The 24,282-nt window shown below is 43.1% G+C and carries 20 protein-coding genes and 1 tRNA gene; 8 read left to right on the top strand and 13 right to left on the bottom strand.

Annotated elements, in window-relative coordinates; all coding sequences use genetic code 11:
* Positions 1–6 precede the first annotated feature (6 nt).
* Both alr and FLP08_RS12705 read right to left on the bottom strand, forming a co-directional pair.
* Positions 7–1,116: an alanine racemase gene (gene alr / locus FLP08_RS12700; RefSeq protein ID WP_156277133.1), complete on the bottom strand. Its 1,110-nt coding sequence runs from the start codon at positions 1,114–1,116 to the stop codon at positions 7–9.
* Complete coding sequence (locus FLP08_RS12705) at positions 1,109–1,756, bottom strand: thymidine kinase (RefSeq protein ID WP_156277135.1); 648 nt, start codon at positions 1,754–1,756, stop codon at positions 1,109–1,111. Before FLP08_RS12705 ends, alr begins: the two co-directional genes overlap by 8 nt.
* A 189-nt stretch (positions 1,757–1,945) precedes the next feature.
* Here FLP08_RS12705 and FLP08_RS12710 point away from each other — a divergent pair, with 189 nt between their 5' ends.
* The 5 genes from FLP08_RS12710 (at position 1,946) to FLP08_RS12730 (ending at position 7,884) form a co-directional block, all read left to right on the top strand.
* Positions 1,946–2,701, top strand: coding sequence for a DUF8457 domain-containing protein (locus FLP08_RS12710; RefSeq protein WP_156277137.1), 756 nt, complete (start codon positions 1,946–1,948; stop codon positions 2,699–2,701).
* A 12-nt stretch (positions 2,702–2,713) separates the two neighbouring features.
* Complete coding sequence (gene rsmI / locus FLP08_RS12715; protein WP_156277139.1) at positions 2,714–3,385, top strand: 16S rRNA (cytidine(1402)-2'-O)-methyltransferase; 672 nt, start codon at positions 2,714–2,716, stop codon at positions 3,383–3,385.
* Between the two features lie 6 nt (positions 3,386–3,391).
* On the top strand, positions 3,392–3,958 hold the full coding sequence (locus tag FLP08_RS12720) for a uracil-DNA glycosylase family protein (RefSeq protein ID WP_156277141.1): 567 nt from the start codon (positions 3,392–3,394) through the stop codon (positions 3,956–3,958).
* Between the two features lie 63 nt (positions 3,959–4,021).
* Positions 4,022–5,716, top strand: a complete 1,695-nt coding sequence (recJ, locus tag FLP08_RS12725; protein WP_156277143.1) for a single-stranded-DNA-specific exonuclease RecJ — start codon at positions 4,022–4,024, stop codon at positions 5,714–5,716.
* 65 nt (positions 5,717–5,781) lie between these two features.
* Positions 5,782–7,884: a glycoside hydrolase family 97 protein gene (locus FLP08_RS12730; protein ID WP_156277144.1), complete on the top strand. Its 2,103-nt coding sequence runs from the start codon at positions 5,782–5,784 to the stop codon at positions 7,882–7,884.
* 27 nt (positions 7,885–7,911) lie between these two features.
* On the opposite strand, the gene FLP08_RS12735 is transcribed toward FLP08_RS12730, so the two are convergent.
* A complete protein-coding gene (locus FLP08_RS12735) occupies positions 7,912–8,670 on the bottom strand; it encodes a UDP-2,3-diacylglucosamine diphosphatase (RefSeq protein WP_156277146.1) in 759 nt (252 codons plus the stop codon).
* A gap of 299 nt (positions 8,671–8,969) precedes the next feature.
* On the bottom strand, positions 8,970–9,422 hold the full coding sequence (locus tag FLP08_RS12740; RefSeq protein ID WP_156277148.1) for a 6-pyruvoyl trahydropterin synthase family protein: 453 nt from the start codon (positions 9,420–9,422) through the stop codon (positions 8,970–8,972).
* Positions 9,423–9,521: 99 nt separating this feature from the next.
* On the opposite strand from FLP08_RS12740, the gene FLP08_RS12745 reads away from it, so the two are divergent.
* On the top strand, positions 9,522–10,175 hold the full coding sequence (locus FLP08_RS12745; RefSeq protein ID WP_156277150.1) for a 2OG-Fe(II) oxygenase: 654 nt from the start codon (positions 9,522–9,524) through the stop codon (positions 10,173–10,175).
* 110 nt (positions 10,176–10,285) lie between these two features.
* Here the strand turns inward: FLP08_RS12745 and FLP08_RS12750 are convergent, their stop codons facing one another.
* From FLP08_RS12750 to FLP08_RS12765, 4 genes are all read right to left on the bottom strand, one after another.
* The gene (locus tag FLP08_RS12750) at positions 10,286–10,465 is read right to left on the bottom strand and encodes a hypothetical protein (RefSeq protein WP_238388492.1); all 180 of its coding nucleotides are present in this window, start codon (positions 10,463–10,465) and stop codon (positions 10,286–10,288) included.
* Between the two features lie 161 nt (positions 10,466–10,626).
* Positions 10,627–11,394, bottom strand: a complete 768-nt coding sequence (locus FLP08_RS12755; protein WP_156277152.1) for an enoyl-CoA hydratase/isomerase family protein — start codon at positions 11,392–11,394, stop codon at positions 10,627–10,629.
* A gap of 62 nt (positions 11,395–11,456) precedes the next feature.
* Positions 11,457–12,785 carry an MATE family efflux transporter gene (locus tag FLP08_RS12760; RefSeq protein WP_156277154.1) on the bottom strand — a complete coding sequence of 443 codons (1,329 nt, stop codon included), beginning with the start codon at positions 12,783–12,785 and terminating at the stop codon, positions 11,457–11,459.
* Positions 12,786–12,818: 33 nt separating this feature from the next.
* Entirely contained in the window at positions 12,819–13,325 is a 507-nt protein-coding gene (locus FLP08_RS12765) for a GNAT family N-acetyltransferase (protein ID WP_156277156.1), read from the bottom strand.
* Between the two features lie 62 nt (positions 13,326–13,387).
* Between FLP08_RS12765 and FLP08_RS12770 the strand changes: the two genes are divergently transcribed.
* Positions 13,388–13,464 (top strand) — tRNA-Ala (locus FLP08_RS12770).
* Between the two features lie 111 nt (positions 13,465–13,575).
* On the opposite strand, the gene FLP08_RS12775 is transcribed toward FLP08_RS12770, so the two are convergent.
* The 5 genes from FLP08_RS12775 to FLP08_RS12795 all read right to left on the bottom strand — a co-directional run bounded on the left by FLP08_RS12775 (position 13,576) and on the right by FLP08_RS12795 (position 23,289).
* Positions 13,576–14,472 carry an alpha/beta hydrolase family protein gene (locus tag FLP08_RS12775; RefSeq protein WP_156277158.1) on the bottom strand — a complete coding sequence of 299 codons (897 nt, stop codon included), beginning with the start codon at positions 14,470–14,472 and terminating at the stop codon, positions 13,576–13,578.
* The gene (locus tag FLP08_RS12780; RefSeq protein ID WP_156277160.1) at positions 14,459–17,215 is read right to left on the bottom strand and encodes a PD-(D/E)XK nuclease family protein; all 2,757 of its coding nucleotides are present in this window, start codon (positions 17,213–17,215) and stop codon (positions 14,459–14,461) included. Before FLP08_RS12780 ends, FLP08_RS12775 begins: the two co-directional genes overlap by 14 nt.
* 64 nt (positions 17,216–17,279) lie before the next feature.
* Complete coding sequence (locus FLP08_RS12785; protein WP_156277162.1) at positions 17,280–18,698, bottom strand: OmpA family protein; 1,419 nt, start codon at positions 18,696–18,698, stop codon at positions 17,280–17,282.
* A 187-nt stretch (positions 18,699–18,885) separates the two neighbouring features.
* The gene (gene kbl, locus FLP08_RS12790; RefSeq protein ID WP_156277164.1) at positions 18,886–20,079 is read right to left on the bottom strand and encodes a glycine C-acetyltransferase; all 1,194 of its coding nucleotides are present in this window, start codon (positions 20,077–20,079) and stop codon (positions 18,886–18,888) included.
* A gap of 105 nt (positions 20,080–20,184) precedes the next feature.
* Positions 20,185–23,289 (bottom strand): UvrD-helicase domain-containing protein, encoded by a 3,105-nt coding sequence (locus tag FLP08_RS12795; RefSeq protein ID WP_156277166.1) that lies wholly within the window; start codon positions 23,287–23,289, stop codon positions 20,185–20,187.
* 175 nt (positions 23,290–23,464) lie between these two features.
* Here FLP08_RS12795 and FLP08_RS12800 point away from each other — a divergent pair, with 175 nt between their 5' ends.
* Positions 23,465–24,073, top strand: coding sequence for a superoxide dismutase (locus FLP08_RS12800; RefSeq protein WP_156277168.1), 609 nt, complete (start codon positions 23,465–23,467; stop codon positions 24,071–24,073).
* The last annotated feature ends 209 nt before the right edge of the window (positions 24,074–24,282 follow it).

Raw genomic sequence — 24,282 nt, forward strand, 5'->3', positions numbered from 1 at the left:
AGTGGCCTATTCCGGGATGATCTTGCGGGTAACGCGGCGCTGGATACCCGTGATAAGTTCATAGGAAATGGTTCCCCCGGCTTCGGCAAGCTTTACCGGGTGCTGGGGTCCGCCAAAAACGATCACTTCGTCTCCTTCTGCACAATCTATCCCGGTAACGTTTATCATGATAATGTCCATACACACATTGCCCACAATGGGCGCAAACTGTCCATTCACGTACATGCCTGCTTTTTGCTTTCCGTAGATACGGTTAATGCCGTCTGCGTGTCCAACAGGAATGGTAGCGATGCGTGTTTCCTCTTCAGCTTTGAACACCCTGTTATAACCTACCGTAGCTCCTTTCTGAATGGTCCTTATCTGGGAAATGATCGTTTTCAGAGTGCCTACTGGTTTCAGGTATGGGTCTACGGTCTTGTCGTTTCCATAACCATAAAGGCCTATTCCCGTTCTCACCATGCTGAAGGCAGCCTTTGGATAGTTGATCACCCCCGAAGTATTGCAGATGTGCAGAATTGGCTCATAGTCCAGGTTTTCCATGATCTGCCAGGCCATTTTTCTATAAAGGTCGATCTGTCCCACGGTAAAATCCCTTTCCTGCCAGTCTTCACTCGCGGCTAGATGGGAAAATATGGAAGCGACCTTCAGGCTTTCTGTAGAATTGATGAGTTCAAGGACTTCAGGGATCTCTGGCTGGTCAAAACCAAGGCGGTTAAGACCGGTGTTCAGTTTGAGATGTACCGGGTAGTTCTTTTGTTTTAGTTTTTCTGCGGCCTCGATAAAATGCCTTAGCGTTTTCTGGCTGTAAAGGTTTGGTTCCAGGCAATGCTCTATGATCTCTTCAAAATGAGTGAACTGGGGGTGCAGCACCAGGATAGGTTTGGTGATCCCGTTCTCCCTTAGCCTGATCCCTTCCTCCACATAAGCTACTGCGAAATAATCGGTGCCTAGTTCCTCGAGTTTTTGAGCAATGGCAACCGAATCACTACCATAGGCATGTGCCTTTACTACCGACATGAACTTTACATCCGGGTCAATCTTAGACCTTAAAAAACGGTAATTATGAGCCAGGTTTCCAAGATCGATTTCCAGGACAGTTTCTTTGGCTTCAGGCATTTTCTTCAGTAGGTTTAGATTTAAGTTCCTGTGGCTCCTGGACGTCAAGCTTTTTTACTTTCTGGTCCAGCATGGCCTTGTAATAGGCCGCACGGCTTAGTGGTTCGTATTCTTCATTTTCACCCAGGAATACCAGGTCTTCGTTGATCGCTTTTCTATAGCTGAACTGGGCCAGGTTTCCTGTTCTTGTACACACCGCGTGCACTTTGGTGACATATTCGGCGGTAGCCATAAGGTTAGGCATAGGCCCGAATGGGTTCCCTTTAAAATCCATATCCAGACCGGCCACGATCACGCGAACTCCCCGGTTGGCCAGGTCGTTACAAACCGATACGATCTCATCATCGAAGAACTGTGCCTCGTCTATCCCCACCACATCACAACCATCTGCCAGGATCCTGATATTGGCCGCGGAAGGCACCGGGGTAGAACGAATTTCATTAGAATCGTGAGAAACTACCATTTCTTCATCATACCTGGTGTCTATGGCAGGTTTAAAGATCTCAACATTCTGTTTGGCGAATTTCGCTCGTTTCAGCCTGCGGATAAGCTCTTCCGTTTTTCCGGAAAACATCGAGCCGCAAATAACCTCAATCCAGCCAAATTGCTCTTCGTGATTTACTGTATTTTCGAGAAACATTTTGTATTTTTCAAGTCGAAATGGGGAAATTCCTCTTTCGTATAAAGGTGGAACAAATTTATTAAAAATACAACCCGGCAACCGGGTGATTCTTTAAAGTTATGAAATGTAAGAAGCAGGTTTTTCACAATTTTGAAATGCCTACTTCGTTTTCATTCTAACCTCTAAATGATAAAAATTTAATAGCAGATGAAAAAGAAAATCGAAGCAGATTTGACCCGTATTGCTGAAATGATCCTTCAGGAAAAAGGGAATATGGATACGGTTAAATTGAAGAAAATGGCGAAAGATCTTTATGAAAAGCTAACCGTGCTCGCATTTACCGAAGAACACCTGCTAGTAGATTCCAAAGAAGAGTTCGAGGAAGCTCCAAAAAAACAAAAGAAAACAGCTAAGCCAACCCCTCAGCAGAACCTGTACGACGAATTCTACCCAGATGGCACCGAATACAATAAGGACTCAGATGCCATTACCGAACCTAATACCGAAAAGATCAAGGATATCGTGGCCCAGATGCCGCCGGAATCTGAACTGGTAGATTCTATGATGAACCAGATAAACTCTGTGCCCGAGCCTAAAAAGGCACCCGAAGCAAGGCAGGAAAAAAAGGATTTCAGAAATATAGGGGTAGACTATGATAATCTTCCAGATTTCCAGCCGGTAAACCATGTTGAAAAGAACAATAAACCCAGGTCCCTGAATGACCGCCTTAAAAAGGGGATCAATATTGGTCTTAACGAGCGGCTGGCTTACATAAAACATCTTTTTGATGGCAATACGGCCGATTACAACCGAGTACTCTCACAGCTAAACACCTTCAATAGCCTGGAAGAGGCCAGGAAGTTCGTAGAGAAGATCGTAAAACCAGATTACAATCACTGGGAAGGTAAGGAAGAATACGAAGAGCGATTTATGGCTCATATCGAGAACAAGTTCAGCAACTAGCAGAAGCGTTTTATGGGAAAATTATTTCTGGTGCCAACACCCATTGGTAACCTGGAGGATATTACTTTAAGGGCAATTAGAATCCTTAAGGAGGTAGATCTTATACTTGCCGAGGATACCCGCAACAGCGGGAAACTTTTAAAACATCTTGATATAAGCACGCCTATGCAAAGCCATCATATGCATAATGAGCATAAGACGGTAGACCAGGTGGTTTCAAGGATTCAGGCAGGAGAAACCATTGCACTAATTAGCGATGCGGGAACCCCGGCCATTTCAGACCCCGGTTTTTTGCTTACCCGTGCCTGTGTGGCCGCAGGTATAGAAGTAGACTGTCTGCCCGGTGCTACGGCTTTTGTGCCCGCACTAGTGAACAGTGGTCTGCCCAACGATAAGTTTGTATTTGAAGGCTTTCTGCCGGTAAAAAAAGGAAGGCAAACCCGGCTGAAGATCCTCGCCGAAGAAACCAGGACCATGGTATTCTATGAATCTCCGCATAAGCTCATCAAAACCCTGGGTAATTTTGCAGAATATTTTGGTGAGGACCGTAAGATCTCGGTATCCCGGGAGATCACCAAGATGCACGAAGAAACCATTCGCGGCAACGCTACCGAAGTTTTACAGTATTATACAGATCACCCGCCCAAAGGAGAGATCGTGGTGGTGGTTGAAGGAAAATCCTAATAGCTGTTGAAGGATCTGCTTTGTGAAATAAGAGATTGTAAAGTTTGCAAAGATCATCTTCCTCTGGGCCCTCGTCCCATTATTGAAGCAACAAAAAGTTCAAAGATCGTCCTGATTAGCCAGGCTCCGGGAAGAGTGGTGCATGAATCTGGCGTCGCCTGGAAAGACCAGAGTGGGAAAAAGCTCCGGGAGTGGCTGGGAGTAGATGAAGATACTTTTTACGATACCAATAATTTCGCCATCCTGCCTATGGGATTCTGCTATCCGGGCAAAGCCAGGACAGGAGATCTTCCCCCGCGTAAAGAATGTGCCCCGCTCTGGCACGAGCAGGTTTGGAGGCAGTTACAGGAGGTGGAATTAAAGATAATTATCGGCTCTTATGCTGCGAACTATTACCTAGGTAAAGCATCAAAACTTACACAGAAGGTAGAGAACTACCGGGAACATTTACCGGAATTCTGGCCGCTGCCGCATCCCTCGCCGGTGAACCGCTTCTGGCGGATGAAGAACCCATGGTTCGAGGAGGATGTAGTCCCAAAACTACAGGATAAAATTGCTGAAATTTTAAGCTGAAGAATTAATTTCCTGTAACTTGTTTTTGCTAATTTCGGCACCCAATCCAATTTTATTATTTCTATGCGCTGGACTCTAAAACCCAAATCTGACCCTATTACTGTAAATGCACTTGCAGAGAAATTAGGTATTGGAGTTCCGGTCGCCAGGTTGCTGGTCCAGCGAGGTGTGACCACTTTTGAAGCGGCAAGGAAATTCTTCAGGCCCGATCTTAAGGATCTCCATGACCCTTTCCTGATGAAAGATATGGACAAGGCCGTAGAAAGGATAGAACAGGCCATGGCCAACGAAGAAAACATTATGGTCTATGGCGATTATGATGTAGATGGTACTACCAGCGTTGCCCTGATGTCTTCCTTTCTCAGGTTCAGGTATCCCAATGTGACCACCTATATACCTGATCGTTATGAAGAGGGTTACGGAGTTTCTTACCAGGGCATAGATTATGCGGCAGATAATGATATAAGCCTTATCATCGCTCTCGACTGCGGAATCAAGGCCATAGAAAAGGTAGCCTATGCCAAGGAAAAGGGGGTAGATTTCGTGATCTGCGACCATCACCGCCCGGGAAGTGAGATCCCTGATGCTGTGGCCGTATTAGACCCTAAGCGGGAAGATTGTGATTATCCTTATGATGAGCTCTGCGGATGCGGGGTGGGTTTCAAGTTGATACAGGCCATTACCAGAAAGAACAACGAACCTGAAGAAACACTGCTGCCTTACCTGGACCTGGTGGCAACAGCCATCGGGGCAGATATAGTCCCCATCACCGGGGAGAACAGGATCCTGGCTTACCACGGCCTTCACGTGATAAACGTGGCTCCCCGAAAGGGAATAAGCTGTTTGCTGGGAGATCGAAAAAAGGTGAGCATTACCGATGTGGTATTTATAGTAGCCCCGCGCATAAATGCTGCCGGGAGGATGAAACACGGTTTGCACGCGGTAAACCTGCTTACAGAAGAAGATGAGGCGGTAGCCCTGAAATATGCCGAGGAGATCGAGGCCTATAATTCTGAAAGAAGAAGTACAGATAAAAGCATTACAGAGGAGGCCAAACAACAGATCATTGCCCAGAAGGAAGAAGAGCGACTTACAACTGTGGTTTACCATGAAAACTGGCATAAGGGAGTGATCGGGATCGTTGCTTCCCGGCTAACCGAAACCTGGTACAGGCCCACCCTGGTGTTTACCAAAAGCGGGGAAAAGTTAGCAGCCTCGGCCAGGTCTGTTAAAGGTTTTGATGTCTACGAGGCCCTGGAAGGCTGTAAGGAGCATATTGAGCAGTTTGGAGGTCATAAATACGCGGCGGGTCTCACCCTGCTGGAATCTGAATACCTGAACTTCAAAAACAAGTTCGAGGAAGTGGTTTCTGAAACCATAGACCGCAACCTGCTTACCCCAGAGATCAGCATAGACGCAGAACTGGAACTTAAGGATATTACCCCTAAGTTCTACCGGATCCTGAAGCAATTCGCGCCCTTTGGCCCCGGGAACATGTCACCCGTATTTATCACCCGCGGCCTTACCGATACCGGTTTTGGGAAGTGTGTAGGTGAAGATAAGACCCACCTAAAATGCCAGGTGCAGCAGGAGCAGGGAGGACCAAAATTCGACGTGATAGGTTTCAACCTTGGCGAAAAGCTGGAGCTGATAAGATCTGGTAAAAAATTCGATGCAGTCTATAGCCTGGACGAGAATACCTGGAACGGTAATACCAAAATTCAGCTAAAATTAAAGGATATTAAGGAAAGCCTTTAAAGCCCCGCTTGCTTAAGAGCCTAGTTTTTGCGAAATTTAAGAACCAATTACTTAAAATTCGTGCTATGAAAAAATTCAGCCTTCTGGCCTGTATGTTCTTTTGCTTTCATTTAATAGCCCAACAACAGGTCTCTTCACCCAATGGCGAAATAAAAATCAACTTTGATCTTGATGAATCTGGAAAAGCCTTTTACGAGGTTAGCTTCCAGGGGAAAAAGGTCCTGGATCGTTCTTACCTGGGCTTTGATCTTCAGGATGCGGAAGCCCTTGATGATAATTTCGAAATAGCCGATACTCAGAAAAGCAGTTTCGATGAGACCTGGCCTATGCCCTGGGGTGAACAACTGGAAGTAAGGAACCACTATAATGAGCTTATGGTTGAGCTGAAGGAAAAATCTTCACCCGGCCGCAGCCTGAAAATTGTATTTCGCGCCTATGATGATGGTATAGGTTTTAGATACGAATTTCCTGAACAGGAAAACCTGGAAGAGGTGATCATTGCCGATGAAAATACCGAATTTGCGCTCACAGGAGATCATAAGGCCTTCTGGATCCCTGGCGACTGGGATATTTATGAGCATTTGTACAACACTACCAGGGTTTCAGAAATCGATGCAACCACTAAAAGAAATAACCCGAACCTGGGCAAGCATACCTTTATTCCTGAAAATGCGGTGAACACGCCGGTAACAATGAAGGCAGATGAAGGTTATCATCTAAGCTTCCACGAGGCACAGCTTATAGATTATGCCGGTATGACCTTAAAGGTAGATCCTGAAAGCCTGAAATTGACCTCAGAACTGGTAGGTTCCGATATTACCGGCTATAAAGTGAAAAGACAGCTGCCTTTTCATACACCCTGGAGAATGGTGATAATTACCGAAAAGGCTACTGAGCTTATAGATTCCAAGCTGGTACTTAACCTGAACGAGCCCAATAAACTGGGTGATATTTCCTGGTTTAAACCCACGAAATATTCTGGTATCTGGTGGGAGATGCACCTGGGAAAATCTACCTGGGACATGACCGGAAACCAGGATATGAATACCTATACCAAGAATGCTAAACCACATGGCAGGCATGGTGCCACCACCGAAAATGCCAAGGCTTTGATAGACTTCTCAGCAAAGAATGGCATCGGGGCTATGCTGGTTGAAGGCTGGAACACCGGCTGGGAACACTGGATAGGTTTCGAGGATCGTGAGGGAGTGTTCGATTTTGTAACTCCTTATGACGATTATGATCTTGACGAGGTGGTAGAATACGGAAAATCCAAGGGGGTGGATATTGTAATGCACCATGAAACCTCTGCCGCGCCAAGAACCTACGAAAAACAGCTGGATACAGCCTATAAACTGATGCAGAAATACGGCATGCACGTCGTGAAATCTGGTTATGTGGGCAAGATCATCCCTAAAGGAGAATATCACCACGGGCAATGGATGGTGAACCATTATAACGATGTGGCCATCAAAGGAGCAGATTATCAGGTTACGGTGAACGCTCACGAGCCTATAAAAGCCACTGGATTAAGAAGAACCTACCCGAATATCATCGCCCGGGAGGGATTAAGAGGCCAGGAATTCAATGCCTGGGCAAGTGATGGTGGGAATCCGCCGGAGCATTTGCCTATCGTGGCATTTACCAGGATGCTGGCCGGACCTATAGACTTTACCCAGGGAATCTTCAATATCAAGTTCGATGAATATAAGCCGGAGAACCAGGTGAACACCACGCTAGCACATCAGCTGGCCCTGTATATAGTTATTTACAGTCCCGTACAAATGGTGCCAGACCTTCCTGAGCATTATGAAGGGAAACCTGAATTCCAGTTCATCAGGGATGTTGCCGTAGACTGGCAGCAGACCGAAGTGCTAAACGGAGAAGTGGGAGATTTTGTGACCATTGCCCGAAAAGACAGGAACAGCGAAAACTGGTTCCTGGGAAGTGTTTCTGATGAGAATGCCCGGCAGATGCAGATCTCTTTAGATTTCCTGGATGAAGGAGCTACCTATACGGCTACCATATATGAAGATGCTGAAGACGCTCACTGGGATAAGAACCCTACTGCCACCAATATCAGAAAAGTTGAGGTAGACTCTGGAGATAGTATAGAACTGAAGCTGGCTCCCGGTGGAGGCGCCGCTATAAGTTTAATGAAAAAATAAGGATCTGAACCTCGCTGATAGCGGGGTTTATTTTTTTAGCTTTTTAAGCTGAAGCTCGGTACCGTCGAAAACGGCATAGGTATAATGGGTTATCCAGTCTCCTGTATTGATATAGGTGGATTTGGTGTTGAGCTCTATTTCCAGTGGTAAATGCCGGTGGCCAAAAAGGAAATAATCGTAATGCTTTGTTTCAAGCTTCCTGCGGCAGTACTGGATAAGCCATTCCTTATCCTCACCCAGAAATTCCATATCTTCTTCTCCCGATATGGCCTTGTTCTTTACCGAAAAATATTGTGCGAGTGGAACTCCAAGATCCGGGTGTAACCATCTATACAGCCATTTGGAAAAAGGATTGGTAAATACCTTTTTCATTCTTTTGTAACCCTTGTCACCGGGTCCCAGGCCGTCACCATGACCAATAAGGAACTTTTTTTCGTTGAATTCGAATTCCATAGGTTGGTGATAAACGGGAATATTCAACTCCTTTTCAAAATAATCGTTCATCCAGAGGTCGTGATTTCCTACGAAGAAATAAACGGGAATGCCACTGTCCTTTATTTCGGCCAGTTTACCCAGGGTCCTGATAAAGCCCTTTGGTACCACATGCTTGTACTCGAACCAGAAATCGAAAAGATCGCCCAGTAAGAAAATTGCGGCTGCGTCTTCCTTGATACTATCCAGCCATTTTACAAAAATAAGCTCGCGCTCACGGCTTTCCTCCATGGTTGGAGCTCCAAGGTGGTTGTCACTGGAAAAGTAGATTTTTTTGCCCTGAGGGATCTTCATAAACGATTAATTCGGTGGTAAAGATATAAGATTTCTCTCGTTGGTCGAAATGACAATTTTTGTTTGCAGAAATTAGTCACTCTGAACTTGTTCCAGGATCTAAAAAAAACAATTAGAAAGGGGAATTGCCCTTAAATAAGTTCAGTGTTGCAATTCTGATAACAACAGGACCATTAACTGCCTGTTTTGACCAGATATTGCATACTGATATGTGCGCAAGGGATAGCAGCGGTTAGCTCCCGCATTTTAGCGGGACTAAAAGCGAATAGCCCGACCCACGCCCTGGCGTGGGATGCGCCCTAAGCATTATCACTGGCATACCACTCGGCGAAAGAAGTTTCAGTTTCCTGAAGTTTGAGCGAATGAAGCTGGATATGGGAAGGAAGGTGTTTCTGGATCTTTTCGGCAAAATCTATCACCATGTTCTCGCTGGTAGGCTGATACCCGACCAGGATGACGTGATGACCGCGACTCTTTAGCTCCTGGGCCAGTTCTATGTGCGGGGTGTTCTTGTTAAAGACCGTGGCATGGTCAAACTGGTCCACGATCTCAGACTTTACGATCTTCTTCAGGTCGCCAAAATCTATCACCATACCAAATTTCACGTTATCACTGTCTGTGATGGGTTTCCCGATTACGGTGACACTCAGTTTATAGCTGTGACCGTGCACATTGCGGCATTTCCCGTCATAGCCGTATAGCGCGTGACCGGTTTCAAAAGAGAACTGTTTGGTGATCCTGATATTACTCATTTAAGCAAATTTTGCTACAAAGATAATCGAAATTTTACGGCTTAATTTTTAACATTTTCGAATTTGTTTCTGGAGTATATTTGCCAAATTTTTTTCGCCATGCTTCATACAGATTTGGAACTTTTTGAGCAACTGGATTTTCGTGAGGATCCTTTATATGAGAGGATCATTTCTGATCTTCTTGAAAAGAAATACAGTATCGTTGACGATTTTTTCAATGCTGCTGAGGTTGGGATACTTCGCGGTGCCTTGCTTGATAAGTACGAAGAAGATAATTTCAAGAAGGCCGCAATAGGTAACCGTACCAACGAGGTGATCGAAAAATCTATTCGCGGGGATTTTATTCTTTGGATAAATGAAGCGGAAGCCGGCCTGGCAGAAAATATCTATTTTAAAAAGATCAATTCGCTGGTGAATTACCTTAACCGTACCTGTTTCATGGGAATCCTCACCAAGGAATTCCATTACGCGGTTTATCCCGAAGGAACATTTTATAAGAGACACCTGGATACCTTCCAGAATGACGGGCGTAGAAAACTTTCCATGGTATGTTACCTGAACGATGAGAACTGGAAACCGGAAAATGGAGGTGAACTTGCCATCTATACCAATAAGGATGGAGTGGAGGAGCAGGTGAACGTTTATCCTTTCCCGGGCAGGGTGGTGATCTTCGAAAGCCAGGAGCTGGAACACGAGGTAAAACCAGTAAAGGTGCCGCGTCTAAGTATCACAGGCTGGCTTAAGACGAGATAATTATTTCCTGAAGCGTTTATAAACGAAGACTCCAATTAAAATAAGGGCAAGGATGAGCCAGAAGCCCATACCGCTTAAAAAACTAAAAAATTCCCAGGTGTCCTGATCCATTAGTTCCTATATTTCCTTGAATTTCTAACTCTCCAGCGATACCGCGCAAAAAAGAACAGCGCCAGTAAAACCAGGATCCCCAGCAGGTACCAGAAGTTCTCGGTGACGAATTCCTCAAAAGTCCAGCCCCATTGCTGTACTTCGCTTGGATCTTTATCTTTTGGTAAATGTTCCTGCATCAGGCTATTATTTTTAAATATTTCTAAATACTGTTTTGGCCATGACTTCAATCTGCGCAGAATAAGATAATTATTCTCTTTCTAAAATCGGCCGGCTTCCCGGCTTATTGTTCGCCTGGCTCGTTTTAAATTTTCCGAACCAGGCTGAAAGCTAAGCCTGTTTATTTTTTGAATTTCGCTAAAGCCTGCTTGGTAAATTCTGAAAGTACCAATTCCCCAGAAATGGTAGCTCTTTCATATAAAAGATGCTCCCAGTTTTCGGTGTCCTTCCAAAGTATTTTCTTCATTTCTTCAAGTGCCTGAGGATTATAGGCAGCCAGTTTTTCAGTAAAGAGCTCTACTTCCTTATCCAGATCTTTTAAAGAGTCAAAAACCCTGGCGTAAAGTCCTTTCTCCTTGGCCCAGTAAGCGTTCTTCCATTCGTGTGCGGCGAGGCTAAGTTCAGCAAGGGCATCGACACCCATCTTGCGTTCTACGGCCGGGGCGATCACAAATGGACCAATCCCGATACTCAGTTCAGAAAGTTTGATGGCCGCGGCATCGGTTGCCATGGCGTAGTCACAGGCGGCTACCAGGCCTACGCCGCCACCAACGGTCTTGCCCTGTACCCGGCCTACGATTAGTTTCTTGCACCTGCGCATGGCATTGATCACGTTGGCAAAGCCAGAAAAGAACTGCCTGCCTTTTTCGATATCTTCAATTTCGATAAGTTCGTTAAACGAGGCGCCGGCACAGAATGCCTTTTCACCTTCAGACTTCAACAGGATCAGGTTCACATTGTCATCTTCAGAGAGCTTGTCGAGTTCCTTTTCCAGTCGGTCCAAAAGTTCCGAAGGGAACGAATTGCTGGCAGGATGGCCAAATTCAAGGTGAGCGATCTTGTTTTCTATATGTGTGTATAAACTTCCGTTCTCGCGGTTGGTAGTCATAAAATCCGGTTTTTACCAAAGTTAAGGATAATGCGGAAAACCAAAAGACTGGATAAGGGAAACTAGACTTCTTTATTCAGATATTTCCTTCGGAAATAGACGACCAGGGTGCTGCTGCGAATAAGCATCCACACAAAAAAGGCGATCCAGATGCCGTATAGCTTTAATCCGAAATGGTCTGAAATAAGCAGAACAGGTGTGAACCCGAGGAAAGTTGCCACGAGGAGCACATTGCGAAGATATTTTGCTTCTCCCAGGCCTTTAAAGATCCCATCGAACATAAAAGCAATGGCATTTACCGGTTGCATGATGAGGACTATCCAGAATACAGATGAAAATATGGCCAGTACGCTCGCTTCTTTGTTAAATAGCAGGCCTATCTGGTTGTAAAAAATTCCGCAAATAGCCATAAGGATTAGCGCTATCAGTACGGCGTATTTGCTGATCTTTTTACTGAGCTCCCAGAGATTCTTATAATCCCTTGCTCCCAGCAGTTTTCCTCCAATGGCATTGCCGGCATTGGCATAACCATCTATAAAGAAGCTGAAGAACAACCAGATGTTCATCAGGATACTCTGGGCGGCGATATAGTTCTTGCCATAATCTGTCGCATAGGCATTAGCAAGGTAAATGGCGAAATTGAGCGCTGCTGTTCGCACAAACAGGTTTGCGGCCATAAGCAACAGGCCTCTCATCCTGGGATTGATTTTCAGGCTTAGCTTAAGATGAAAAGGCGTTTTCTTAAAAAAGAACCATAGCGCCATGATAAGCATGGTTGCTTGTGCGGCCAGGCTTGCGTAAGCAGCTCCCTTAAGGTGCATGGCCGGAATAAGGCCGTCTATTCCATAAACCAGCAAATAATCCAGGGCCACGTTCACGGCCGCCCCGGTCAAACTGCATTTCATGGCCCAGAGTGTATTTTGCAGCCCCCTGAACACTCCGAAGATGGCAAAAGTCACTAGTGTTAGCGGATAACCTAGAGCCCTTATCTGGTAATAATCTTCAGAATATCTTAGGATAAGGCCTTCAGCATTATAAGCGCTGAAAATAGCCTTGGCGAAATATGCGGTGGTGATATAGATCACCAGGCTGAACAGGAAATTGAAAGCTATCGCCTGGGGGATCAGGGTCTTTACGGCATGCAGACGGTTTGCGCCTAAATGCTGTGAAACTATGGCTGAAATTGCCGTCTTTGTTTGGGCCACGATCCAGATGATCGCAGAAAGGAACGAGCCTACTATACCCGCGGCGGCCAGTGCCTCGATAGAATTTTCATCAACGTTTCCTATTACCGCGATATCGGTAAGGGAAATGAGTGGTTCTGCAATTCCTGCGATAATTGCCGGAATGGCGATCTTATTGATGTTCCTAAAACTTACTGAATTTTCCAAGGCTGACTTTGCTGAAGGACAAATATAGAATGCTCAGGATAAAATCTGTGATTCGTAGCAATAAAAAGGATGCTCGCTTTGCCTGGGGAAATAGATGTTGCCAAGCCTCTGATATCCCCTGGTCTCGTAGAATTTCTGGTTCCTTTTGTTCTGGCTGAAAGTATCCAGCCTCACAGATTCATACTGATTTTCCCGGGCATAGGTTTCGGCGAAATCCATCAGTTTCCGGGCGTATCTATTACCCCATAAAGAGGGAAGCACGGCCAGCCTGTGAATGTAAAGATTATTCGAAGTTTTGCTTAACCATTGTATGGGAATATATTCTTCGTCCATAGTTTCGGTGATCACAATAATACCAACGATTTCATTGTTTGCTTTGAATACATAAAGTTCTTCTGAAAGAATGTCTGCCTTAAGCCTATCTATTGATGGGTAATGCTCGTTCCACTGGTATATATGCTTCTGTATCATGGCTTTTGCGCAGGCCTCGGTAAGGGCTTTTACCTCCTGCAGGTCGTTGATGTTGGCTTTTCTGATCATTTTACAATTAAAAAATAAACATTTCTATATTTATGAAAAATTGTTACATTTGCTCCCAAGTCGGGGGATTAGCTCAGCTGGCTAGAGCGTTTGGCTGGCAGCCAAAAGGTCATCGGTTCGACTCCGATATTCTCCACCAAAACCACCGTTTAAAAGCGGTGGTTTTTTTATTCAGCATAGTTTATATACTGATAATTTTGGAATGATATCTTACAAAAAAGACCACTGTTTTTGGCAGTGGTCTTTAGTTTTAATCGTCATCTGAATCTCCATACTCATCCCAGAGCACTTTGGATTCTGTTTTCATGAAATCGATACTTTTATCGATCACATGCCTAAAAACTTTTGGTAATTCTTCCTCTTCCCATGGATGTTTGGTGCCAAACACATGATCTGCATTTTCTACCAGTAGTAGTTTTGGAGCTGGACTCCATTCAAAAAGGTTACCGGCTTCTCCAATAGAAACACTGGTATCGCTGCTTCCGTGGGCAATAAGATGGGGGATTTGCAGTTTTTTAGCCGCCTTTTTAATGTTCAGGCGTTCCCTGTGCTCCCTGAAATTCTTATAGAACTGGTAGTGATGAGGTAACTGCTGTCCCGTCCTGGTATTCTGGATATAGTAAACTCCTTTCTTTTCCCAGGCTTCCAGCTTTTTCCCTTCAGGGAAACGGGAAGCAAAGTCTGAAACCGACGCCAGGGTAAGCAGTTTGGTGATCCTTTTTTCTTCCGCAGCTTTTATCACGCATATTCCCCCACCACGGGAATGCCCAATAAGGTTAATGTCATCTGGCTTTATTTGTTTACCGAACTTGAAGTCTGGCAAGAGGATCCAGTCGATAACTTTCTGCAGATCGTCTAATTCTATGATGTAGTTGTTGTCTCCAAAAGCTTCAATATCCATAAATTCGGTTAGATGCTCTGGAGTGGTCCCGTTATGGCTGAAATTGAATTTTACAAAAAAGAAGCCTGCCTCGGCCATTCTTTCGCCCATGGCCTCCCAGGCGCCCCAATCCTTAAATCCTTTGTAACCATGGCAAAAAATAACCAGCGGCTTTGGCTTTCCGTCGTCTTTGAAGATCAGGTCGGCCAGGATGGGTTTATTATGCCTGCCTTCTATCTCTAGGTTCAATTCTTTAGAAACTTCCATACGTCTTTTTAATTTCTTTCTCTATGAAGGGGATCTCCGGATCGCAGATCTCCACTATTAATTTCTTCAGTTCAGTTTGAAACAGGTCTAAAGTTTCCTGGGTTATCAACGAATCTTTCTTCCTGCTTCCCGGTTCTTTTTTCTCGAATTTCAGAAAACCGGACTTTAGATTTTTAAATGAAATAATTCCTGCTTCGGCAGGGAATTTAAGGCCTTTCTCCAGTGCAATCAAACTCGCGTAAGTTAAAACCTGAAAACTTTTGGAGTAATTATCATAATCTTTTGTTATTTCCTCCCAGTCGCCTAAGCTCAGATTTCGAGATTCAACTTTCCCCGTTTTATAATCGATGATCCTGGGAATCCCATTCGAAGTTTCAAAGCGATCAACCTTGCCGCGAAGATAAACTGAAAAAGGTAGATTTTCGACAGGAAGTTCTACTTTCAGGTCTTTTTCTATTTGAATTATCCTGATCTCTTCCCCGGCTTTAAGTCTATCCAATTCAAATTTCAGGAAGTTCTGTAAATACCTCTTGGCTACCTCAAAAATGAGCAGGTTCTTTCCTTTTTCCAGCGGTAACTTAGAATAGGCTTCTGCAAACTCTTTGGTGATCTGCCGGTCGGCCATTTTCTTAAATTCGTGGATGATCTCCTCGGTGATCTGTCTGCCTTCATACTGCTTATAGAAGTTCTCAAGCGCATTGTGCACCACGGTTCCAAGAGTATTAAAGGCCACGGTTTCCTCGACCTCTTCCTGGTCACGTACACCAAGGACATACTGCTGGTAAAAGTCAAGCGGATTTCGAATATAGGTCGTAAGGGCAGAAGGGGAGAAACCATATTCTGCCAGGGACCTGAGCCTTTCCAGGATCTCAGGTGTTTTCTTTATTTCTTTTAATGTGCTGGACTGATTTGTTACTTTTGGACTAATCAAAAGTTTTTTCAGCTTGTGTGCTGGTTGTTTTTCTATTTCCAGCTGGGTTAGAAACCTGCTTTTTTCACCAGAGTTCAGGCCTTCAGCTTCGGTATTGTAAAGCAGGTAAACATTCTTCGCCCTTTGCAGAAGCCTGTAAAAGTGATAGGTGTACACGGCATCTTTTTCCCTGTAGGTGGGGAGTTTGTATTCCTGCTTTAGATCGTAAGGAATAAAGGAATTATCAGATTTACCGGCCGGGAGCACTCCTTCGTTCAGAGAGGAGATGATCACCGTTTCAAAATCCAGCGCCCTTGATTCCAGCATTCCCATTAATTGCAGTCCCTGGAAGGGCCTTCCCTGGAAGTCAAGGGTTTCTGTGCCGAGCAACTCCTTGTAAAAGTTATAGAGGGCCTTAATGGTTTTTAAGTGGGGATACTCGGTATTCAAATTATCCAGCTTGTTGAACAGGACATGGAAATGATAAAGAAATTCCAGCCCTATCTTATCTTCTTCCTCTCTAAGGTGAGGTTTCAAAAACTGGATGAGCTGGTGAAGGTCCCCTATCATTTGGGAAACAGAAACCTTTTTTGGTTCAAAGCAGACCGAAATGATCTTTCTGAGCTCTGCCGGGAAAGCTGCTGTAATACTTTCGAAATTTAGATAGACCAGGTTCTCTGTATTGATCCGGCTTACCAGTTTTTCTGAATATGGTTTTAAAAGATTGCTTAAAGAAGGATGGTTAATGATAGAGATCACCTCTTTATAATAATATTCGGAGCCTTTATTTAAATGAATGCTGAAAAGATTCTCGAACAGGGAATTTATAGGAGCATTCTTAATGGGAAAACCCATGGTAATATTCAATTCACCTATGGAAGGTGGCATGGAATTGAGTACCGGCAACAATAATTCCTCTTCCCCCAAGACAATGGCCGTATTTTCCAGTTGCTCGGCATCAAGATCTGTAAGGATCTCCCCGATATATTTGGCCTGACCAATATTCTTGGGCACTCCAATAAACTGAATTTCCTTTTCTTGGGAATAGTTGCTGGTAAAGGAGTTGTAGGGATTGCTTTTATAATATTCCCAGTTTTTCAAGTAGTCTCGAATGAACAGGGAAGCAGCGTGCGAAGGATCGGAATAAAATACATTGTCCAGGTCCCAGAAAACTTCAGCGCGATCGTTTTCCAGAAGTTTCTGAATAATATGCTGTTCAGATGCATTTAGGGCATTGAAACCAATGAAAACATGTTTCTTTTCATTCCGGGCAATATAATCGTCAATGTTTTCCGCAGCCTTTCGGTAGATAAGGCCCTGATAACCCTGATTTTTGGAAACCAGGCTTTCTGACAATGCTTCGTAGAACGAAGGTAGTTCTTTCCAGAACTTGAGGTATTTCTTGATAAGTTCTGTCTTCTCCTCCTGCAGATACCAGTGGTTTATATCCTGGATGTCAGATAGGTAATCAAAGAATGGTTTATAGTCTATAAGATATCTGTCTATCTCGTTGAAATCCTGGATGAGGCTTTGTGCCCAGGTGATAAAAGTTTCAAAGTCTTCGGTTTCTGAAGTGGGAGTATGGTTTTTATATACTTCATAGAACTCGAACAGGCTTATGGTATTGTCTATAGATTGCAATCCTGAGATAAGTTCTGTAAACTCCTCTACACTGTATATGGAAGGGGCGAAAATATTCTTTTGGGCTACAGACGCAAGTTCCTTAATGAGATAAGATCCCGCTCTTTTACTGGGTAAAATAAATATAGTATCAGATAAAGGGGTGCCAGAATTATCAAGCTTCTGTAATACTTCTCGAATAAATGATTTCATAGGCCCTAAAATAAAAAACGCCCCGCAATGCGGAGCGTTTTTATGCTTAGATTATTGAATCTAATTATTCATTGTCTTCAGAAGTGTTTTTCATTTCTCTTTCTTTATCTAGAGATATCTCAACACGTCTGTTTTCCTGTCTTCCTTCAGGAGTACTGTTAGTTGCGATTGGCTGAGTTTCACCATATCCTTCAGAAGTCAATCTGTTAGATGGAACTCCATTTTCTTCTAGCCATTTCTCAACAGAAGCAGCACGCTCTTTAGATAACTTCATGTTATATGAGTCTGAACCTACACTATCAGTATGACCTTCCACGTGGAAAATAGTTTGTGGATACTCATTCATTATATCAACGATAGACTTAAGTGCATCTTCAGATTCCTTACGGATAGAAGCTTTGTTGAAGTCGAAAAGTACAGTTTTAGAATACTCATTCAATTCAGAAATAACTTCAGCGCTAGGCTCTGGACATCCGTTAGAAGCAGCAGGACCGGCTTCGTTTGGACAGTCATCATCCTTATCAAGGATTCCGTCACCATCAGAATCTGGCCATGGGCATCCGTCGTTCTCAGCTGGACCAGCTTCATCTGGACAGTTATCATCACCGTCTCTTACACCGTCACCGTCAGAATCAGGACATCCATTCATTTCTGGAGTACCAGCTTCTTCTGGACAGTCATCATCTGGATCAGCGATTCCATCACCATCAGTATCAGGACATCCATCAAATTCAGCTAGACCAGCTTCATTTGGACATGCATCCTGACGATCTTCGATTCCGTCACCGTCAGTATCAGGACATCCATTAAATTCTTCAAGACCTGGAGTCTCTGGACATTCGTCATTTTTATCATAGATTCCGTCACCGTCAGTATCTTTTCCACCGAACATGAATTTAATACCAGCAGAGTGTTGGAAATGTTTAGCGCTTTCTGGCTCGAATGCATGCTTATATCTAGACTCTACAGTTAGTGCTACGTTATCTGAAAACCAGAAGTTAAAACCTAACTTACCATTAAGTGTAAGAGCATCGGCATTTTCAATATCCTGACCATCCTGATCTCCTATCCAGGTATAACCAGTACCAATACCGATTACAGGATCAAACCAACCATCGTTCAGCATAGCTCTAAGGCTGTAATCTGCACTAAGGTCTAGTGAGTAATAAGCAAGATCGCCTACACTTCTATCTCCATACTGGTCTATCTGGTTGATAGAACCACTAAATTCACCAACAAAACCGGCTCCAATATATCTGGAAACAGTAAGTTTAGAAATTGCAGGTAAAGTATTCCAGTGATCATTTGAGTTAAAATACTGGTCAAAGAAATCGCCACGAGGTGCGTCTTCACCTACAGGATAGAAATCAACTGCATTGGTTCCAATACCAATTGCCCATGGGTTATTGGCATCCTGTGCCTTAACCGAAGTAAAGCCAAATATCAGTAATGTGGCCAGTACAATTTTGCTAAGATGTTTCATATTTAATAGTTTAGTTTTAAGTGTTAATTGTGAACAAAAGTATACGCTTATTGAATATTAACAAAGGTAAAAATAATAAAGTTTTCTTAATTGCAGAGCCTTTCCAAGCGTTTTATACACATTTTAATAACTGAAAATCAATTATTTTGATAATATTTTAAAGACTTTTTAAGCCCCCTTATTTAGATTAAATGACCCCTAATTCCTTTCCTACCTTTTTAAATGCATTAATAGCTTTATCCAGGTGTTCTTTTTCGTGAGCTGCAGATAGTTGTACCCTAATTCGGGCTTTTCCTTTAGGTACTACCGGGTAAAAGAAGCCTATAACATAAATGCCTTCTTCTAGTAGTTTATCGGCCATGTCCTGTGAAAGCTTGGCATCGTGCAGCATTACAGGTACAATGGCAGCTTCACCATCTATGATCTCGAAACCTGCATCTTTAACTCCCTTTTTGAAATATTGGGTGTTTTCTTTCAGTTTTTTACGCAGGCTGTTGTCTGTTTGCAGCATATCAAACACCTTGATAGAAGCTCCAACGATCGCCGGTGCCAGTGAATTTGAGAAAAGATATGGTCTTGACCTCTGCCTCAGGATCTCGATGATCTCTTTTTTGGCCGTGGTGTAACCTCCCATTGCTCCACCTAAGGCTTTACCAAGAGTACCTGTGATAATATCTATTCTTCCCAGCACTCCTTTTTCTTCCAGGGTCCCAATTCCCTGTTCTCCAATAAATCCTGTAGCATGACATTCATCTATCATGACTAGGGCATCATATTTATCTGCCAGGTCGCATATCTCATCAAGTGGTGCTACCAAACCATCCATAGAAAATACTCCGTCTGTTACTATAAGCTTATATCTTGCACCATTCTCGTTTGCTTCCTTCAGTTTATTTTCAAGGTCTTGCATATTGCCGTTCTCATAACGATAGCGACCAGCCTTACATAGCCTTACACCGTCTATGATAGAAGCATGGTTAAGGGAATCTGAAATAATTGCATCCTCCTTGGTCAAAAGCGGCTCGAAGATACCCCCGTTGGCATCAAAACAGGCTGCATAGAGAATAGTGTCCTCAGTACCGTAAAAGTCTGAGATCTTTTGCTCCAATTCCTTGTGAATATCCTGGGTTCCGCAAATAAAGCGAACACTGGACATTCCAAAACCATGGGTGTCCATGGTGTCCTTAGCGGCCTGAATAACCTCAGGATGAGAAGAAAGCCCCAGGTAGTTATTTGCGCAGAAATTGATCACCTCTTCCCCAGAAGCGATCTTGATCATCGCGTCCTGAGGGCTGGTAATTATTCTTTCTCTCTTATAAAGACCGGCCTCTTTGATCTCTTCTATTTCTTTTTGTAAATGCTCTTTTATTCCTCCGTACATAATAATAAATTTTTCTTCCGTTAATAGTTTTGTTGCTTTACCAGTAGCTTATAGCCTTACAGTTGCCAACCAGCTTTTTTGATGACACACAAATTTAAACTTCTTTTATACATATTTAATAATAATGGGATTATTCGTGTAAATCAATAAACATTTGTCAATTTCGTATCCCATTTCCTGCAGTGAATTAGCATATTCTGAAACCTGCTTTTTATGATCGTCCACAAAGCCACCTGTCTTATAATCTATTACGCTTACTTTATTTCCGGAAAAATTCAGCCGGTCTGGTCGTAATCTCTTTCCTGAAGTAGTGATCAGCTCTCTTTCATTTAAGTTACTTGCAGGTTCTTCATAGAACTCCTTTAATTCCGGGTGAGTGAGTATTGCCGAAATAAGTTCAGAGACTTCTTGCCGCGTGTTCTCGGTGATCAAACCTGTATTCACGGCCCAGTCCATTGCCTGCGGCAGGTCTTTTGCTTTTTCGATTCTCGCCAGGATCTCATGCGTGATCTCTCCTTTTTCTATGGCTTCTTGTTGCCTGGAATCCCAAAGTGAACCAGACCTGGTAACGATATTCACCGCCTGGTTCTGCACCGGTGAAGAATAGAACCTTTCCGGCTCGATGCTTGAGTTATCGGCTTTTTTAGATTCGAAAACTTGTTCAGGGCTACCGAATTCGTAGCTTAGGCTGTCGTTCCACTTCCCGGTGGACCTGAGAAAATCTACCAGTATATCTGGGACATTGGTATTTTTCTTTGGCTTTTCATTGTAATTAGATAGTATGTAGAGATGTTGAGCCGCCCTGGTACAGGCTACGTATAGTACATTTAGCGTGTCGAGTTCGTTCTTATAAAGCAGGTCCTGGAATTTTTCAGCGGCATGTTCATTCCAGTTCAGCATTTTCTGGGAAGCATTCACATAGGCCACTGGAATATTTTCATCGTTAAGTTCCAGCCATAAGCTATCGTTCCTCGTATCCTGCAGGTCTGAATTGGCAAAAGGATAGATCACCACCGGGAATTCCAGGCCTTTAGATTTATGAATGGTCATAATCTGTACCGCATTATCTGCTTCTGGTACCACGATACTTAGTTTATCCTTTTTCTGTTCCCACTTTTGAAGAAAATCTGCCAGCCCATTGGAAGTATTTTGAGTAGTCTCAAATACGAAGTCCAGGAAATACTGGATATAGGCATCAGATGTTTCGATCAATTGGAAAGACCTGATAATATATTCCACAGACTCGTAGAGAGAAAGCTGGCTTAGCCTATCCATGTTAAATTCCAGATCATAATCTTTGATCCAATTGAAAAAATCGCTGCCTGTTTCAGGTAGATTTTTGATAAGGATTTGGTGAGTTTCTTCGTCCTTTAAAAGTTTTTTTGAGAGGAAATCGAATATGTTCAGTTTAATTTTTGCGTCCTCCGGATTGAGGCTGTAATACAGAAGGTCTATTATAAATCTTACCTCCCCTGACTGATTAATAAGAAGAGTTTCAGAAGAGATCACTGAAACTTCGTTTTCGCTAAGGTATTCTGCAATGGCGACCCCTTCTGAACGTTTCCTGGTAAGTATGCAAATATCTCTTCTCTGGAATCCTTTTAGGTCCAGGTCGTGGATTATCTTTAGGATTTCCTGAGGATATATCTCAAATTCTTCTTCCCGGTTAGAGGCTTCGATAAGTTTTATGTTCACATAGCCGAAATCTCCTTTTTTGGGATTCTGCGCCGACTGCTCAAAAAGTTCTGAATATTCAGGATAGTTCAGCATCGAGGCGGCGAATTTAAAAAAGCTGTTATTAAAATTTACGACTTCAGAACCGCTCCTGTAATTATCGGGTAAGTTCACTACAGCCTGTTCTATCTGGAAAGGATTCACCTTTTTAGAACTAAGGTCTATAAGCTGCTCTGCTCTCCCGCCTCGCCAGCGATAAATACTTTGTTTAGCGTCTCCCACAATGGTTAAACCGGCAGGCTCTCCAGAATCCAGTTTATTCCCGACCAGCGGGATCAGATTCTCCCATTGCATGACAGAAGTATCCTGGAATTCGTCAATAAAATAATGCTGGTAACGTTCTCCCAGGCGTTCATAAATGAAAGGTACAGGCTGGTCTTTTACCTGTTCGCTTATCCTGGGGTTGAATTCTGAGATAAGGACCAGGTTACGGTCTTTCTTGATCGCTTCTACCTCACGGTTTATCTCATTTAAGAGAGATAATTGTACCAGGTTCTTCTTTATTTCGTTCAAGAATTCGATCTGAAAATAGGCCTGCTTGGAAGTCCTGAAGATCTCTGCTATTTCTGCCTGGGCATTATCCAGGGCCATTTTGGCATCTTGGATCACTTTTTTGGGGTACAATGGGGCGTCTTCTATCTTTTCAGCCCATTTAGCGTTAAAATTCACCTGGCCGGCACCGGTCTGTAATTTTCTGAAATGTTTTGGAACATACTGTCCGCTGAAATCTGATTCCTGAATACCATTAGCATCAATAAGCTCAAAAAACGATTCTGCGGAAAGTTTCAGGCTATCCTCAGCAATTTTTATATCGGCCCGAAGTTTTTTGGCGAATTTCTCAAAATCCTTAAGGGTCTTATTTTTTAGTAAACCGGTGTATTTTTGATGGTTCTCGTTGATAAGTAACCTAGAAATATTAAAAAGGTCCCGGCTAATATCCCAGCTTTTATCGTCGTCTGTCTTTGTTAAGGTAAAATCTATGAGAATTCTGGTAAGCTTTTCGTTTGTTCCGGCTTTACTTATCAGGCTTTCTACCGCTTCCATAAGCACTTCTTCTGCGCTTAGTTCAACTTCAAAATTCATGGGAATTCCAAGGTCTCTTGCAAAGGTTCTTAAAACCCTGTGGGTAAAACCGTCGATAGTGGAAATTTCAAAAGCCGCGTAATTGTGGATGATGCTTTTCAGTATCTCCGAAGATTTGGATTTAATTTCAGCTTTGCTAAGACCTGTTTCGGCTGCAATGGCCTCCATTAGGGGATTCGGTTTTTGAGTATCTTCCTGGGAAAATTCAGCCAGGCTGTCTATGATCCTTTTCTTCATTTCGCCTACCGCCTTGTTGGTAAATGTAATGGCAAGTATATTTTTGTAGAGATCTTTTTTTGAAGAGGTGAACAGGAGGGTGAGGTATTCCTTTACCAGGGTAAAAGTTTTTCCAGATCCTGCCGAGGCGTTGTAAATATTAAAGGAGTTTTTCAAAAAGGGCGGTATTATTGGGTTTTGCTGAACTATGAAAGTTTAAATTTAAAATAAAAATGAGTTTCAAAACAGCATTGCTTTTAAGTATTTTATAACACTAAAAAATTTCCTTTAAATGCCCTAATGGCTAAATTTGGGTCACTTTAAGTACTAATCACTAAAAAATCAGATAATTATGTCTTTTGAATTACCAAAATTAAAATATGCCTTTGATGCATTAGAACCACATATTGATGCCAGAACTATGGAAATTCACCATGGGAAGCACCATGCCGGTTACACCAGTAAATTGAATGCCGCTATCGAAGGAACAGATATGGAGGGAAAGAATATTGAGAATATTCTTAAGAACCTGGACATGTCTAATAAAGCGGTTAGAAATAACGGTGGTGGATTCTATAATCATAGCCTTTTCTGGGAGATAATGTCTCCAAACGGAGGAGGTAAGCCTGAAGGTGAGCTTGCCAAGGCTATCGATAGCGCTTATGGCTCTTTTGAAGCTTTTAAAGAAGAGTTCTCAAAAGCTGCTGCCGGACAATTTGGATCTGGATGGGCCTGGCTTTGTGTGCATGACGGAGGAAAAGTAGAAGTTTGTTCTTCTGCTAACCAGGACAATCCTTTAATGCCTGGAATTGGGTGTGGAGGAACTCCAATCTTAGGGATCGATGTTTGGGAACATGCTTATTACCTGAATTATCAGAATAAGCGTCCTGATTATATCGATGCTTTTTTCAATGTGATTGATTGGAAAGAGGTATCCAGCCGTTACGCAAAGGCAAAATAATATTATCTCAGTAATAAATTGAAAGCCGCCTCTGGGCGGCTTTTTTTATTGGAAAAATATAACCTATGTGCATAAAAAAAGGCGGAATGACTTCCACCTTTTTTTGCCCCAAATCTACCATGAACTTAACCTACTTATGCTATGGTATAGTAAATATAGACCGAATTTTTTTAGGTAAAATTGTTTTTAGACGAAGTACCTGAAAAATA

This window comes from Christiangramia aestuarii (genome assembly GCF_009735585.1).
GTDB lineage: Bacteria > Bacteroidota > Bacteroidia > Flavobacteriales > Flavobacteriaceae > Christiangramia > Christiangramia aestuarii.